This window comes from Faecalicatena sp. Marseille-Q4148, from assembly GCA_018228665.1.
Taxonomy (GTDB): domain Bacteria; phylum Bacillota; class Clostridia; order Lachnospirales; family Lachnospiraceae; genus UBA9414.
Window position 1 is genome coordinate 276,450 of record CP073692.1, and the last position, 16,282, is coordinate 292,731.

The 16,282-nt window shown below is 36.7% G+C and carries 13 protein-coding genes; 12 read left to right on the plus strand and 1 reads right to left on the minus strand.

All coding sequences use genetic code 11. From position 1 onward, the window contains the following. Positions 1 to 6 precede the first annotated feature (6 nt). From KFE17_01325 to KFE17_01340, 4 genes are read left to right on the plus strand one after another with little or no spacing between them, the layout of a single operon-like run. Positions 7 to 693 (plus strand): response regulator transcription factor, encoded by a 687-nt coding sequence (locus KFE17_01325; GenBank protein QUO32431.1) that lies wholly within the window; start codon positions 7 to 9, stop codon positions 691 to 693. After that, positions 650 to 2,128 carry a two-component sensor histidine kinase gene (locus KFE17_01330; GenBank protein ID QUO32432.1) on the plus strand — a complete coding sequence of 493 codons (1,479 nt, stop codon included), beginning with the start codon at positions 650 to 652 and terminating at the stop codon, positions 2,126 to 2,128. Before KFE17_01325 ends, KFE17_01330 begins: the two co-directional genes overlap by 44 nt. 14 nt (positions 2,129 to 2,142) lie before the next feature. Beyond that, a complete protein-coding gene (locus tag KFE17_01335; protein ID QUO32433.1) occupies positions 2,143 to 3,081 on the plus strand; it encodes a GerMN domain-containing protein in 939 nt (312 codons plus the stop codon). 11 nt (positions 3,082 to 3,092) lie between these two features. After that, positions 3,093 to 5,378 carry a DNA internalization-related competence protein ComEC/Rec2 gene (locus KFE17_01340; protein ID QUO32434.1) on the plus strand — a complete coding sequence of 762 codons (2,286 nt, stop codon included), beginning with the start codon at positions 3,093 to 3,095 and terminating at the stop codon, positions 5,376 to 5,378. Here KFE17_01340 and KFE17_01345 read toward each other — a convergent pair. Continuing rightward, the gene (locus tag KFE17_01345) at positions 5,375 to 5,986 is read right to left on the minus strand and encodes a TetR/AcrR family transcriptional regulator (protein ID QUO32435.1); all 612 of its coding nucleotides are present in this window, start codon (positions 5,984 to 5,986) and stop codon (positions 5,375 to 5,377) included. The genes KFE17_01340 and KFE17_01345 overlap by 4 nt on opposite strands. Before the next feature lie 443 nt (positions 5,987 to 6,429). On the opposite strand from KFE17_01345, the gene KFE17_01350 reads away from it, so the two are divergent. The 8 genes from KFE17_01350 (at position 6,430) to KFE17_01385 (ending at position 15,831) form a co-directional block, all read left to right on the plus strand. After that, entirely contained in the window at positions 6,430 to 7,962 is a 1,533-nt protein-coding gene (locus tag KFE17_01350; GenBank protein ID QUO32436.1) for an ABC-F family ATP-binding cassette domain-containing protein, read from the plus strand. 588 nt (positions 7,963 to 8,550) lie between these two features. Further along, entirely contained in the window at positions 8,551 to 10,263 is a 1,713-nt protein-coding gene (locus KFE17_01355) for a hypothetical protein (protein ID QUO32437.1), read from the plus strand. 68 nt (positions 10,264 to 10,331) lie between these two features. Then, positions 10,332 to 11,303 carry an ABC transporter permease gene (locus tag KFE17_01360; protein ID QUO32438.1) on the plus strand — a complete coding sequence of 324 codons (972 nt, stop codon included), beginning with the start codon at positions 10,332 to 10,334 and terminating at the stop codon, positions 11,301 to 11,303. After that, the gene (locus KFE17_01365) at positions 11,300 to 12,184 is read left to right on the plus strand and encodes an ABC transporter permease (protein ID QUO32439.1); all 885 of its coding nucleotides are present in this window, start codon (positions 11,300 to 11,302) and stop codon (positions 12,182 to 12,184) included. The genes KFE17_01360 and KFE17_01365 overlap by 4 nt, the downstream gene beginning before the upstream one ends. 1 nt (position 12,185) lies before the next feature. Then, positions 12,186 to 13,160, plus strand: coding sequence for an ABC transporter ATP-binding protein (locus KFE17_01370; protein QUO32440.1), 975 nt, complete (start codon positions 12,186 to 12,188; stop codon positions 13,158 to 13,160). Then, positions 13,147 to 14,142, plus strand: a complete 996-nt coding sequence (locus KFE17_01375) for an ABC transporter ATP-binding protein (GenBank protein ID QUO32441.1) — start codon at positions 13,147 to 13,149, stop codon at positions 14,140 to 14,142. Before KFE17_01370 ends, KFE17_01375 begins: the two co-directional genes overlap by 14 nt. 4 nt (positions 14,143 to 14,146) lie before the next feature. Beyond that, on the plus strand, positions 14,147 to 14,971 hold the full coding sequence (locus KFE17_01380) for a DUF169 domain-containing protein (GenBank protein ID QUO32442.1): 825 nt from the start codon (positions 14,147 to 14,149) through the stop codon (positions 14,969 to 14,971). A gap of 29 nt (positions 14,972 to 15,000) precedes the next feature. Beyond that, positions 15,001 to 15,831, plus strand: a complete 831-nt coding sequence (locus KFE17_01385; protein QUO32443.1) for a DUF169 domain-containing protein — start codon at positions 15,001 to 15,003, stop codon at positions 15,829 to 15,831. Positions 15,832 to 16,282: the final 451 nt, after the last annotated feature.

Consider the following 16,282-nt stretch of genomic DNA (forward strand, 5'->3'; position numbering starts at 1 on the left):
CGCATTATGGGGAAAAGAATCTTAGTGGTAGATGATGAAAAGTTAATCGTGAAGGGAATCCGTTTCAGCTTAGAGCAGGAAGGGATGGAAGTAGACTGTGCATATGATGGGGAGGAAGCATTGATGTATGCAAAAGAAAATGAGTATGATCTCATACTGTTAGATGTCATGCTTCCAAAGCATGATGGATTTGAAGTATGCCAGACGATCCGGGAATATTCAGATGTTCCGATCATTATGCTGACGGCGAAAGGCGATGATATGGATAAGATTCTCGGCTTGGAATACGGAGCAGATGACTATATCACAAAACCATTTAACATATTAGAAGTAAAAGCACGGATGAAAGCGATTATGCGCCGGATGAATAAGCGGGAACAGACGAAAGAAGAGAAGACGCTTGTGAAGGGCGACATGACGATTGACCGTGACAGCAGGAGAGTCTTTATTGCAGAAAAAGAAATGAATCTGACGGCAAAAGAATTTGATCTGCTGGAACTTCTCGCGGCAAATCCGAATAAAGTATACAGCCGCGAGAATCTTTTGAATCTTGTGTGGGGATATGAGTACCCGGGAGATGCGAGAACAGTGGACGTTCATATCAGGAGACTGAGAGAAAAGATTGAAAAGAATCCGAGTGAACCAAAATATGTACATACAAAGTGGGGAGTTGGTTATTATTTTAGGGGATAAGCTTGTATTCCGGAAACGATTTTTAAAGAGTCTTCGCTTTCGGATTATTGTTATGCTTGTAGCGGTAGGCATTATTCCTTGTCTCATTTTGAAAGCAACGATTCTCAGCAATTATGAGAAAAGAGCAGTTTCACTAAAAATATCGGAGCTTCAGAATCAAAGCATGATTCTTTGCGATCAGCTTGACAATGCAGACTATATGGAACATATGGACTCAGAAGTGATTAATGCAGAATTACTGCAGTTTTCTAATATTTATAATGGCCGTGTGATGATCGTAGATGATCATTTTCAGATCATCAAAGATACATATGAGGCAGATCAGGGAAAAACACTGGCATCCAGTGATGTGATTAAGTGCTTTCGCGGGAAAGGAACGAATCGCTATGATATGAAGAATCGATATATTGAAGTAACGTCTCCGATTCTGCAGAACAACAGAAGGGCTGTTGAAGGCGTTATGCTGGTAACCGTCTCCATTGATGCGATTTTAGATGGTGCGGAGATACTTGAAGGGAGAGCGAATCTCGTAGCGATCACAGTATTTATTTTACTGATTGGGATTGCGGTACTGATTGCAGCTGTACTTGTCCGGCCTTTTGGAAGGATTTCCAGGGCAATTGAAGGAGTAACGGAAGGCTATGATGAATCATGTAATCTGCATGAAAATGCCTACACAGAGACAGAGTTGATCTCGGATGCATTTAATAAAATGATCGGACGACAGAAGGTGGTAGATGATTCCAGACAGGAATTTGTCTCCAATGTCTCCCATGAGCTGAAAACACCTCTGACCTCTATGAAAGTGCTTGCAGATTCACTCCTGGCACAGGAGGATGTTCCGGTAGAATACTACAAGGAATTTATGGGAGATATCGCAGAGGAAATTGAGCGGGAGAATAAGATTATCAATGATCTTCTTTCCCTTGTAAAAATGGATAAAACTGCTTCCGGTTTGAATATTAAGCCGGAAAATATCAATGAATTGCTGGAACGGATTTTGAAACGTCTTCGTCCAATTGCGGCAACAAGAAATATTGAGGTAGTTTTTGAGAGTTTTCGTCCGGTAACGGCAGAGGTAGATGAGGTAAAGCTGTCGCTTGCTTTTTCCAATCTGGTAGAAAATGCAATCAAATACAACATAGATGAAGGATTTGTACATGTATCGCTGAATGCGGATCACAAATATTTTTATGTAAAAGTAGTTGATAGCGGTATCGGAATTCCGGAGGAGGCGCAGGATCATATCTTTGAGAGATTCTACCGGGTAGATAAGTCTCATTCCCGGAAGATTGGCGGAACAGGGCTTGGTCTTGCAATTACGCGCAATGCCATTGTGATGCACCGCGGAGCTATTAAGGTGTACAGTAAGCCTGGCGAGGGAACTACGTTTACGGTTCGGATTCCGCTGATGTACATTACGCAGAAATCATAAAAGGAGAGAGACATTTGAGAAAATATTATCGGTTTGCTGCCGTGTGTCTTGGGATTCTGCTTGCAATTGGAGCAGTCGGATGTAAAAAAGAGGAGAAGCAGAGAACAGGAGACCGCAGCATCTTTTATGTGAACATGGACCAGACCGGGATTGTAAGCGTTCCCTATGAAGCAAAAAAAGCAACTGCCGGACAGGAAGTGGAAACAATTCTGAAGAAAATGAAGGAAAACCCGGATTCTCTTGAATATCAGGCTGCAATTCCGGAAATGATTACGGTTCAGGGAATTACCGGGATTACGAATGAGCAGAAGATTCTGGGACTTGATTTTAACAGCGAATATATGCAAATGGATCCGGTGACAGAAGTCTTAATGCGGGAAGCCATTGTTCGGACAATGGTGCAGATTGAAGGGATTGACTCTGTTGTGTTTACGGTAGATCAGGTTCCGCTAAAAGATAAATACGGTAAAGAGATTGGCGAGATGCGTTCGTCAGACTTTCTGAAGGATACGGGCTCAGCTCTGCATTCTTATAAAGCAACAACATTAAATTTATATTTTGGAAATGAAAATGGAGATCAGCTTGTGGAGCAGCGGGTAAGGATTCCATATAACAGCAATACTTCTCTTGAAAAAGTAGTGTTGGAACAGTTGGTGGAAGGACCGTCGAACAGTAAAATGACAGGAACGCTGCCGAAGGAACTGAAGATTTTAAGTGTGGCGGTACGAGACGGCGTTTGTTATGTGAATCTGGACGAGACGTTTCTAAGCGGGACCTATCAGGTCCAGCCTAAGGTAGCAATCATGTCGATTGTAAATTCCATTATAGATTCCGGCAGTGTATCTCAAGTACAGATTTCGGTCAACGGTTCCGGAGATCAGGTGTTTCAGGGATCGATTCCGCTTGATCGGCCATTTTCTATGGATCTGGATATTGTAGAAGGATCGAAATAGAAAGAGGTTTTATGCGAGGAAGACCATTATGTATGGTATGCCTTATCTTTTTATGTGTCACGGGGATATTAGTAAAAGCAGGAGTGATATCAGGAATCCCGGAGGATTCCTGGATCGCTCTAAGAAAACTAGCCTCCTTTGAGACGTGTACGGTAACAGGAATGGCATACCGTGTCGAACAAAAAGAAACAAATCAAATCATTTATCTAAAACAAGTTCAGCTGCAGGCTGATCCGGAAAGGAAGGATCAATTCAAGATTCCGGTCAAAGCCTGTATCATATATGACAAATCATTTACAAAAATTCCAATTGGAGCAAAAATTAAAGGAAAAGGAAAAATAAAGTTATTTGAAAGTGCGCGCAATCCAGGCAATTTTGCGCAGGACTTTTATTATGAAAAACAGGGGATTCTTTGTTCTGTTTTTGCAGAAAAGAAGATAGAGATAAAAGCAAAGCCTGCACCATACGGGAAACTTTTAACATGGCTGGCTGGTGTAAGGAGCAGGTGGAATCAGCAGTTAATCGAGAAAGCAGGAAAAGAGGCAGGAGGAATTCTTGCTGCGATACTTACAGGAGAAAAAACAAATCTGGATCCAAACATCAAAGAACTCTATCAGAAAAATGGAATAGGACATATTTTGGCGATATCGGGCCTTCATGTTTCCTTCATCGGACTTGGAATGTATCAGATTTTGCGAAAGGCTGGATGTCCTTTTTCCCTGGCCGGTGCAATGAGTATGGCAATTCTTGTGCTCTATATGCTGATGGTGGGCAGTTCAGTGTCTGTAATTAGGGCAGTGCTGATGCTTTCTATTCGAATTGGTGCAGATATTGTCGGACGCTCTTATGATCTTGTTACTGCGCTTTTTGCGGCGGCAGCCGTTACAGTCATCTGGAGACCTCTTTACTTAAAGGATGCCTCTTTTCTGATGTCGTATGGAGCAATTCTTGGGATTTTAGTAATGACACCGGTAGTTAGACGTATTTACCGGGGAAACAGGAAGAGTGTTAATGCATTTATGGGAGGTCTCGGGCTGCAGTTATTTCTTTTGCCGGTGATGTTATATTTTTATTATGAATTTCCACCATATTCGGTAATATTAAATCTAATTGTAATCCCACTCTTGACGATACTTATGGGAGGAGCCATTGGAGGAAGTATTTTGAAACTTGCAGGAGAGATATTTGCCTCCATAGTTCCATTTGCCTTTCTGTGTGAGTGGCTCAGCAGTATTAGCCTGTCTGTCTGTCGGATGATTCTGCAATGTTATCAGCTGCTTGGCGAGTGGTGCATGGAACTTCCTGGGGCGCGAATGATCTGCGGGAAACCGGGGATGTGGCAAATCATAGGTTATTACAGTATTTTATTTCTGCTTTCGTTTGTATCCGGGAAGATAGAACGGCGTGAACGTAAGAAGAATCAAACAATCCGGCAGACAGCAGGAATGGCGGTAATACTTGCGGCAGCAGTGATTCTTTGCATAACGAATTTCAGAAAGTTTGATTGGAATTTGGAAGTTACACTTCTGGATGTGGGGCAGGGAGACTGCATTTATATACGGACGCCTTCAGGCAAACATTTGTTAGTAGATGGTGGGAGTACGGATCTAAAACAAGTAGGAAAATATCGGATAGAACCGTTTTTGTTGTCCAGGGGAGTAAGAGCATTGGATTATGTGATGATTACACATGGGGATAGTGATCATTATAGTGGAGTGGAAGAAATGATGGAAAGACAAATGAAAGGTGTTAAGATAGAACGGTTCATGCTTCCGGCTGTCTGGAGGGAAAATGAGGCTCTTAGTCATTTGGCGGCGAAAGCGCTCAAGAAACATATACCGGTAGGCGAATTTCATCCGGGGAGAGGGATTGCAGATGGCAGATGCAGACTTTTGTGTCTGCAGCCGGGAATGGAACAGAGTCAGTGGGAGACAAATGAAGCATCGCTTGTCATGCATCTGAGCTATGGGACGTTTTCCATGCTGTTGACAGGAGATGTGGAAGGAAAAGGCGAAGAATTACTCTGTCAATCAGGAAAGCTTTCGGAAATAACTGTTCTGAAAACCGCTCATCACGGATCAGAGCATTCCACACCGGAACAGTTTCTCGAACAGACAAAGCCCAAATTGGCTCTTATTTCTGCCGGAATTGAAAATGTTTACGGCCACCCGCATCCAAAGCTGTTGAAACGTCTAAAATCATTTGGGATTCCGGTCTATAATACAGCGAAATCGGGCGCATTAACTGTGAAAACAGATGGAAGAAAAACTACGATAGAAGTATTTGTCCCAAATTAATCTGTAATCAGATGATTGTGGATGATACTTCGGATGCTCATGTTCAAATAAGGACGCAGCTTCTCAAAAGGGATCGGATCATTATGTAAGATGGTACTGTAGCTGACAGAGCTTGCCAATTCAATGATCATAAAAAGCATGATATCAGGATCTTTTAAATGAATATCAGGATTGCTGTGTATAAGAGCATCATACAGTGAGAGACAGTCAACTTCCGGCTGTGGAAGCTGGGCAAAAAGCAGCGCTTTATGAAAAATTCCCCAACTGAGATTTTTGGAAATAAAATTTAAAAGTTCCGGATGCTTTCCGAGTTCTTCTAATGTATAATTAACGAGAAAGATAATCTGATCTTCAAATTCCGGAAGATCTTCTTTCATCAGAGCCTCACAGGCAGAACGAAAAAGGACGCCGGCATGATGGGCGATCAGGCAGTCTCGTACTTGATATTTATCCTGAAAATATAAATAGAAAGTTCCCTTTGCTACACCGGCATTGTGAGTGATATCAGAAACGGTTGTCTTTTCAATCCCTTGTTTGAGAAAAAGCTGGTATGCGCTTTTTAAGAGACGCGACGCCTTTTCCTGCTTATTCATTTCAATTTTTCCCATGATGATTTCCTCCTTATCGTGTTCTATTATAAGATCGGAAAGAACGATAGTCAATAGAAAATGACTAAAAGTCAGTTCTTTTCCTGCTTTTTTGCTTGACAAACGGGAGTAAGTTTCATAGAATGAAAAAAGAGTATGCACAAAAAGGAAAATGTGCGAAAAGGCAGGTGTGAAGATGATTATTCGATAGTATGACAAATGAAGGAAACAGAAGAGCGTTATATGACTGCATAAGAATGCAGTTTGTTTCTGTTGCCGGAATCCATACTATCTGAATGTCATTTACGCATTGTTATTTTCGTATTTTCCTGAGAGGAAGTGCAAAAGAGGCAGGTTTGTGAAAGCACCTGTCTGTATAACAGAAGATGCGTGTCAGATCAGAAGAGTCTGTTTCCGGAGCGGAGCAGACTCTTTCTTTTGCTGTTAAGAAAGGAGCAAGTAGAATGTTGCAGATAAAAGGACTGACCGTGACGCATAAGAAAGATTTAAAAGTAATCATAAAAGATTTTTCCTTTGTGTTAAATGAAGGAGAGAAAGCGGTATTGATTGGCGAGGAAGGAAATGGAAAATCTACAATTCTGAAGCTGATCTGCCGGGAAGAAGAAACAGATTATGTTAGTTATGAAGGTGAAATTAACAGAGGAGGAATGAAGCTTGGGTATCTCCCGCAGGAACTTTCAGCAGAAGATGCAGAGAAAACCGTGTACGACTATTTAGCAGAAGAGGGGCAGTTATTTTTACTGACGCCAAAAGAGTTGTCTCGGCTTTCAGGAAGACTTGGGGTGTCCGGGGAACTTTTTTACTCAGATCAGAAGATGGGAACGCTGTCCGGAGGGGAAAAGGTAAAAATACAGCTTGCGAGACTTTTGATGGAACAGCCGGATGTGTTTTTTCTCGATGAGCCTTCAAATGATTTGGATCTGGATGCAATTGCATGGCTGGAACAATTTATTCAGGAGCTTAAGTGTCCGGTGATGTATATTTCTCATGATGAAATGCTGATTGAGCATACGGCAAATGTAATTATTCATTTCGAGCAACTGCGAAAGAAGACAGTGCCGGTGTATACGGTAGCTCGCATGTCTTACCGGAAGTACTGTCTGGACAGAGAGCAGAGATTTGCACATCAAATGCAGATAGCCAGAAAAGAACGGTGCGATCATCAAAAACAAATGGAGCGATATCAGCAGATTTATAATAAGGTGGAACATCAGCAGAATGCAATCAGCCGTCAGAATCCATCCGGAGGACGTTTGCTGAAGAAGAAAATGCATTCCATAAAGTCAATGGGAAGGCGATTTGAGCGGGAGAAAGAGCAGATGACAGAAATACCGGAGAAGGAGGAAGCAATTGAAATTGCTTTTGATAGAAAGATTTCTATTCCAAATGGAAAGACGGTGATTGATTTTGTACTTCCGCATCTTCAAGTGGGAGAAAGAATACTTGCAAATGACGTGAAGCTTCGGATAGATGGAAGTGAGAAAGTGGTAATCGTAGGCAGGAATGGAGTCGGAAAATCAACACTTCTTAAAAGGATTTGGGAACATCTGCAAAAGCGAACCGATTTGAAGGTTTCTTATATGCCGCAAAAATATGAGGAACTTCTGGAAGATGGAAAGACGCCGGTGGAATTTCTGTCCCGAAGCGGTGATAAAGAAGAACAGACAAGAATACGTTCATGGCTTGGCAGCATGAAATATACCCGGGAAGAGATGGAACATCAGACATCAGAACTTTCCGGAGGTCAGAAAGCAAAACTACTGTTTATGAAAATGAATCTTGACGGCAGTGAGGTGCTGATTCTGGATGAACCGACACGCAATATTTCACCGCTGTCAGGACCGGTGGTCCGCAATGCGTTGAAAACATTTGGAGGAGCAATTATCAGCATTTCTCATGATCGGAAATATATTCGTGAGGTGTGTGACACAGTATATGAGCTTACGGAAGAAGGACTTTCAAAAACATGCTTGTAAGAAGGGCGGATTCTGGTGTAAGATAGACCATCTTTGACAGTTAAAAAATGAAAGAGCGGCTACAAACCCAGTAAATATGAGTTATGTAGCCGTTTTGTTTGTAATGGTATCCTTCGCGTAGCTCTTTCAGTCATCGTAATAATGTCTGCTGACTAATTCATGAGTTTGGAGTGCAGTCTTGCAGTCCTAAGTTTTGTGATCATGATAATACGGGACTGCATTCAGCTTAAATTGTTTTTCATAGTGCTTCGCCATAATGAGAGCTTCCTTCAGTGCGGCACCTATATTGTACCATAAGTTTTTTATAAGGAATTTTCGTTTTGACTGTACTATTTATATTCTAAGATAACTTCTTTTTTGATTATTGTAAATGTTTCTTTTTCAGATTTTTTTAGCCGATCCGTTAGGTTTTGCTCATTCTCTGCAAACTGTTCTAAAAGAACGATATATTTTTCAAGTTTTTTATAAATAAGATAGATATATCAAATAAATACATCTATTTTATTATTATAATCAATTTGTTGAAATAAAAAGATTATGATAATATGTCAGTTGTTAGTATTTCATAAAAAATAGGAGGATTCTAAAGTGAAAAAGAGAATTGTAGTATCGCTATTAAGTATTGCGATGATTGCCGCATTAACAGTAGGGTGTGGAGGTACGGCAAAAGAGGGAGAAGTTTTAAAAAAAGAAAAAGTTGTAAAACAAGAAACGAAGCAGGAAGAAACAAAAGGTATTAGTGATACGATTGTTGTAGGAGTAGCAGATAACGTGCCAGGAGTATTTAATCCTGTAATTGCATCTAAATCTACAGATCAAGATATTGCTGGTATGTTGTATGCATCTTTATTGGAGATGAATGATAAGGGAGAATTTCAACCGTATTTAGCGGAATCTTATGAAGTTAGTGACTTAAAGATGTCATTTAAATTGAGAGAAAATGCTAAATGGCATGATGGAACACCTATAACAGCAGAAGATGTTGCATTTACACTTGATTGTATTATGAATCCAGATTTTACAGGTACATGTTACAGCAATTATGCAACTATTACAGGAGCAGAAGCACGTCATAATGGGACTGCAGATCATGTGGAAGGTGTTAAAGTTATTGATGACTATAATATCGAAATTAATTTTGATAAAACTTATGCACCTTTATTTTCTGATTTTGTAACACGTGGTATTATTCCAAAACATATTTGGGAAAAAGTTCCAGTTGGAGAATTTGATGCTGCTGTTGATTTAATGAAACAATCTGTTGGATCAGGTCCGTATAAAATGGAAGAGTATGTGGAAGGACAGCATGTTAATTTAGTTGCAAATGAAGATTTCTTTCTTGGGGAGCCTAAAACTAAGCATTTAGTTATGAAAATACTTTCTGTAGAAAGTATTATTGCAGAGTATAAAAATGGAACAATTGATATTGCTGGTGTAAAAGATGTTAAAACAGATGAACTAGAAACCATCAAAAGTGAGTTTGGAATGGAGGTTAAAAGTTTTCCATCACATGGTTACCAGTACATTGGAATTAACATGAGAAAAGATGTTTTCAAAGATAAAGCACTTAGAGAAGCTTTAATTTATGCTTTAGATAGAGATCAAATTGTAGACAAAATCTTAGAAGGAAGAGCTACTACTTTGGAAGCGCCATTTTTACCATCTGGATGGGCTAAAGCGGATGAAAACATAACTGTAAATCGTAAATATGATTTAGAAAAAGCAAAATCACTCTTAAAGGATGCTGGATATAAAGATAGTGATGAAAATGGTATTCTTGAAAATAAAGACGGGATAGAATTATCCTTTACATATAAAGTACCGTCTAATCAGCCAATTTCACAGGAAGTTGCTTTAATTGTACAACAAGCATGGAAAGAAATTGGTGTACATATTGATATTAAATCTATGGAATTTATGACTGTTTGGGAAGAATCTGTAAAAAATCATGACTTTGATTTTTATACTATGGGATGCCAATTTGGAGAAGATCCAGATATTGAAATGTGGTGGCATTCTTCAGCTTCTACTGATGAGGTTGGTGTGTATAGTTTCAATTTTGATGCATTTAAGAATCCAGAGGCAGATGAATTAATTATTAAAGCAAATGAGACAAATGATCAAGATACACGTAAAGAGTATTATAACAAGGTAGCTTCTATCATTAGCGAAGAAGCACCTATGATTTTCTTATATGTGCAAGATAATATGTATGCATATCCAAAAGGTACTGAAGGATTTTCCCCATATACATTTAACATTTTCTATAACGTGTATAATTGGACTATTCCAGAAAAATAAATTTTCCAGTAAATTCCCATATATTATATATGGGAATTTACTTTACGCTTTAATTAAGGAGAAAATAAGTGTTATATTTTTTAAAAAGAATGGGTACTTCGATAATTATTCTTTTAATTGTTTCTGTTATCATATTTACTCTTATTCAATTACAACCAGGTAATCCATTTGATGGAATGATTTCTGCAAATACAGATCCAGAATATATAGAAAGAAGAATGGAAGAGTTGGGGTATAATGATCCGATTCCAGAACAATATATTAAATGGATAAAAAGAGTATTTGTTGGAGATTTAGGATATTCATTACAGTATAAAGTTAGCGTTACAGATTTGATTCAAAGTAGAATGAAAAACTCTTTGATTTTATCGGGAACTGCATTTATTTTAAGTACCGTTTTATCTTGTATAGTAGGCGTATATTCAGCATACAAAAAAAATACGTTATTTGATTATATAATTATGGGAGTATCATTTGTTTTATTTTCAATTCCCTCTTTTTTTGTACAACTTTTGCTGATAAAAATTTTTAGTTATGATTTAGGTTTACTACCACCAAGTGGAATTATTACCGCAGGAAGTCATTATAGTGGTTGGATGCAGTGTATTGATATAATGAAGCATATGATATTACCAGTAGGTGCTTTAACAATAATACAATCAGCTGCAATGATGCGTTATGTTAGAGCATATATGAATGATATTTTTCACCAAGACTTTATGTATGTTGCTAAATCTAAAGGTTTAGGAAAAACAAGAATTATTTGGATTCATGGATTCAGAAATATATTAGTTTCCGTGATAACATTATTTGCAATGCAGTTTCCAACATTAATTTCAGGAGGAGTTCTTACAGAAACTATATTTAGTTGGCCTGGAATTGGAAGACTTAGCTATGAAGCTATTTTAGCAAAAGACTATCCTGTTGTGATGGGAGTTACAATGTTCATAGCAATTATGGTAGTAGGAATGAATTTATTTGCAGATATTTTGGGAGCAATTTTTAATCCACACATAAAACTTAAGAATTATAGAGGATGATTATTATGAAAAAGAATACGATGATAGATAAGGAGTTCTTTTATAAATACCGAAGTGTTTATAAATTTTTACATAATAAAATGGCTATGTTTTGTATATTCATTTTACTACTGCTAATTATAATATCTATTTGCGCTCCTATTCTTGCACCATATGAGTTTGACGCAACAGATTTATTTTGTATGAGGGAAAAGCCGTCAAAAGCACATCTTCTAGGAACTGATAATGTTGGAAGAGATATTCTAACACGTTTGTTATATGGTGGTAGAGCATCGTTGTTGGTAGGAATTTGTGCTATGACTATTCAGTTGATTCTAGGAACGTTATTAGGAACACTATCTGGTTATTATGGAGGGATTATTGATTCTATTTTATCACATATTGCAGATGCTATCATGTGTCTTCCGTTTTTTGTAATTGCATTGTCTATTATTGCAGTGCTGGAACCAGGAACCTCTAAACTTGTTGTCATGATAGGATGTTTGATGTGGCCTAATTTGTTTCGGATTGTTCGAACAGAAGTGAAATCTATGAAAGATAATGATTATATAATGGCTGCTCAAGCAATGGGAATGTCATCTAGTGAAATCATACGAAAACATATTTTAAATAATATAATATCACCTATATTGGTATCAGCAACTTTAGCAGTTGCACATGGAATAATTTTGGAATCAGCTTTAAGTTTTTTAGGAATGGGTGTACAGCCTCCTATATCGAGTTGGGGAAATATGCTTGCAGAAGCACGTAATATTTCTACGCTATCTAAAAATTGGTGGATGTGGATTCCAGCAGGTTTCATGGTAACCATTACGGTGTTATCTATTAATTCAATAGGTGAAGGGTTAAGGGATGCATTGGATCCAAAGGAGTGTGGATAAAGTGGATGTATTAAGAATTGAAAATTTGTCAGTATCCTTTCAGAGTATTTATGGACAGATTTTTGCAGTTAATGATTTATCTTTTAAAGTAAGATGTGGAGAATGTGTTTGCATTGTAGGAGAATCTGGAAGTGGAAAAAGCGTTACTGCTAAAGCAATTATGAAAATTTTAGACAGAAATGCTAAAATTGATTCAGGAAATATTTTTTATGATTCTATGAATCTTACTAAAATGAAAGATAAAGAAATGAGAAGAATAAGAGGAAAAAAAATAGCATTAGTGCATCAGACTCCCAGAAACGCATTAAATCCTTCTTATACAATTTATAAACAAATGCAAGAATTATATAGATTGCATGGTGATTCACGAAAAGATTATAGATCAGAAATTATTTCTATGCTAAAAAAGGTAAGAATACCTTTACCAGAAAAGGTTATTGAAAAATATCCTTTTGAATTATCAGGTGGAATGTTGCAAAGAATTGTTTTAGCCATGGCATGTTCACAGAAACCAGACCTTATTATTGCAGATGAACCTACTTCTGCATTAGATGTGAGTACACAAGCTCAAATATTACTTCTATTAAAAGAATTAGCAAAAGAATTTAATTGTGCTATTTTGTTAATCACACATGATATGGGAGTAGTTGCTGAAATGGCAGATAGAATCTTAGTAATGTATTGCGGGCGAAAAATGGAAGAAAGAAATGTGGATGAATTCTTCAAGGATCCATTACACCCGTATACTCAAGGACTCTTAAATGCAAGACCTCAGAATTTTAATGGACGTTTTAATGTGATTCAAGGAAATATACCTGAAAATTTTATGAAATATGAAGGATGTGAATTTTATGAAAGATGTCCAAACGCAACAGAATATTGTAGAATATCAAAACCAACAGAAAAAAAATTAAAAAACAATGGATATGTAAGATGCTTTTATGCGAAAGAAAGTGAAGGTTATGCAGAAAGTTAATCAAATTATCGAAGTTAGAAATTTAAAAAAATATTTTAAAACAAATAAAAATTCTTATTTAAAAAGTGTAGATGATGTTTCTTTTTCGATATCAAAAGGAGAAATATTGGGATTGATAGGAGAGTCTGGATGCGGAAAATCAACTACAGGAAAAACTTTATTAAAATTATATGCGCCAACTGGTGGAAGTGTGAAATATAAAGATAAAATATTATATGATGTTGAACAGAATATATGGATGCCCAAAAAAGAATTAGCAACATTAAGAAAAGATATCCAAATTATTTTTCAAGATCCTTATTTATCTTTGGATCCTAAACAATGTATCCAAAAAGCATTATCAGAAGGTGCTATAAAACATGAAGTGGTAGATAAAAAGGAAGTGAAAGAATACTGTGAGGAAATGTTACAAATTTGTGGAATTAATCCTAATTTAATTACCAGATTCCCTCATGAATTTTCTGGAGGACAGCGTCAACGAATAGGAATTGCAAGAGCACTAGCAGTAAAACCAGAGTTCATTGTATGTGACGAAGTAACCGCTTCTTTAGATGTTTCAGTACAATCACAGATTTTAAATTTATTATTAGATTTGAGGGATAAATTAAATCTAACATATTTGTTTATTTCTCATAATATTAGTGTTGTTCAAAATATGTGTGATCGAATTGCAGTAATGTATTTAGGACAAATAGTCGAAATTGCAAATGCTAAAGAGGTATGCAAAACTCCAATGCATCCATATTCGAAGTTTTTAATTTCATCTGTACCAAAGATAAATCCTTGGGATAAGAAAAAAGATATAGATTTAATGTCAACACTTCCAGTATCCGGAGAAATTCCATTAGGGTGTAGATTTCACACAAGATGTAAATATGCAACGGAAAAATGCAAAAAACTACAGCCTAGAATGATAGAAATTAGCAAAGATCATTATGTTAGTTGCCATTTATATGAAAATAACAAGAAAGATGAGGATTAAGAAAATGGAAAATTCAAATGTAAATAAAATAATGAAGGCACTCTGTTTAAAACATCATGTTATGGGTGTAAGATTTTTATATTATAAACATAATTATGATCGGTTAGATATACCAGAGTATGGAAAAAAAACATCCTTTTGTGTTATGGCAAGGTATGCAATGGATGGAAATCATTTCAAGGCAGATCATACAAATGTAATTTGTAGAAGTGCAATTGAATCGTTAGGATTTGAAGATCCAATGCCATGTATGGATTCGGGTGAAAGATATTATTCGTTAAAATTATATGAAACGCGTGCAATAGCTAAAGCAACAGCAGAGGCTATCCCAAGAATTAAACATAGAATTTATGGATTAGAGTTAGGACCATTAGAAGAAATGGAAGATGCGGATGTTGCAGTATTCATGGTTAATGCATATCAATTAATGCGAGTTGTGCAGGGATATGGATACAAATATGGTGTGATAAAAAATCATCAGATGGTTGGTTTACAAGGAATGTGTACAGATTGTGTGGCATGTCCATATGATAGAAATGATTTAAATTATTCCGCGCTTTGCTGTGGTACGAGAAAAATGAGCCGTTGGGGCGATGATGAAATGGGTGTAGGTATTCCGATTAATAAACTTGGTCCATTAGTAGAAGGAATTATTCAAACTATGAACTATATTGATTATCCAGAATATAAAGAAGAAATTAGAAAAAAATTAGATACACCAGATGAATTAGGTGTGATTGTTGATGATAATCTCCATTATGGAAAATTAGGAAAGGAATATTTAAGACCGCATATTTACGAACAGTTAAAAAATGGTGAATTAGAATAATTTTATAGATTATTGCAAGGAGTTTAGTTATGTTTAGAGAAAATGCTAATAAATTACAAAAAGCATTATGTTTGGAAAGAAAAGTTATGGGAGTAAGATTCTTATTTTATAAACATAACTTTGAAGAACTTAAACTTCCGCATTTTGATAAAAAAACGTCTTTTTGTGTTATGGCAAGACATGCAATTGATGGGAACCATTTTAAAGTAAATTATGTGAATGTAGTTTGTAGAAGTGCAATTGAAACGTTAGGATTTGAAGATCCAATGCCATGTATGGATTCGGGTGAAAGATATTTTTCACTGAAATTATATGAATCTCGTGCAATAGCAAAAGCAGCAGCACAGTCTGTTCCAAGAATTAAGCATAGAATATATGGATTAGAACTGGGGCCATTAGAAGAAATGACAGATGCCGATGTTGTAGTATTTATGGTAAATGGTTATCAGCTAATGAGGGTCATTCAAGGTTATGCATATAAATATGGAGAGCCTAAAAATCATCATATGATTGGACTTCAAGGAATGTGTACAGATTTAGTTGCATGTCCATATGAAAGAAATGATATCAATTATTCCGCAATGTGCTGTGGTACTCGTATGATGAGTCAATGGAAAGATGAAGAAATTGGTGTTGGAATTTCTATAAATAAATTTATTCCAATGGTTGAAGGGGTTATTCAAACATTAAATTATATAGAATTTCCTAAATATAAAGAAAAAATACGACAAAGATTAAATTATCCTGAGGAATTAGGTATTATAGTTGATGATAATATCAATGCATCAAGATTGGGAAAAGAATATTTAAGACCGCACTTATATGAGCAATTAAAAAGAGGTGAATATAAGAGTGAATAGGTAATTTTATTTTGCGAAGTATGAGCGTTATAATAAAAAGGGTGTGAAAAATTTTGCTTTTTCCATCCTTTTTTGGTGTGATACTCAGTTGAGATGGAATTTGCATCCATGCACATGAGAATGTGTAAATTCATTACAGGACGATAACCAATGAATGATTATGGAAACGAGTAAAAGTCAACAAAGGTTCCAGTGGTGTGGTAGGCTGACGATGGAATTCATTGCTGGATGAATATTCTTGTGCGGTACCCCCAGGTGCACTGTTTAAATGGAATATTCAGTTTAATTCATCGACAATGAGAGGAACTTTGCAATGTATCAAACGAAGACTGATTAAATGAGCAATGTGCACATATAAGAATTTTCGTGAAAGACGACGCAGAGCTGAAAAATGGCTCAGTACTGTAAGATAGCGAGAGCCAAAAATGTTTACTCATTGGAATAATCTGTA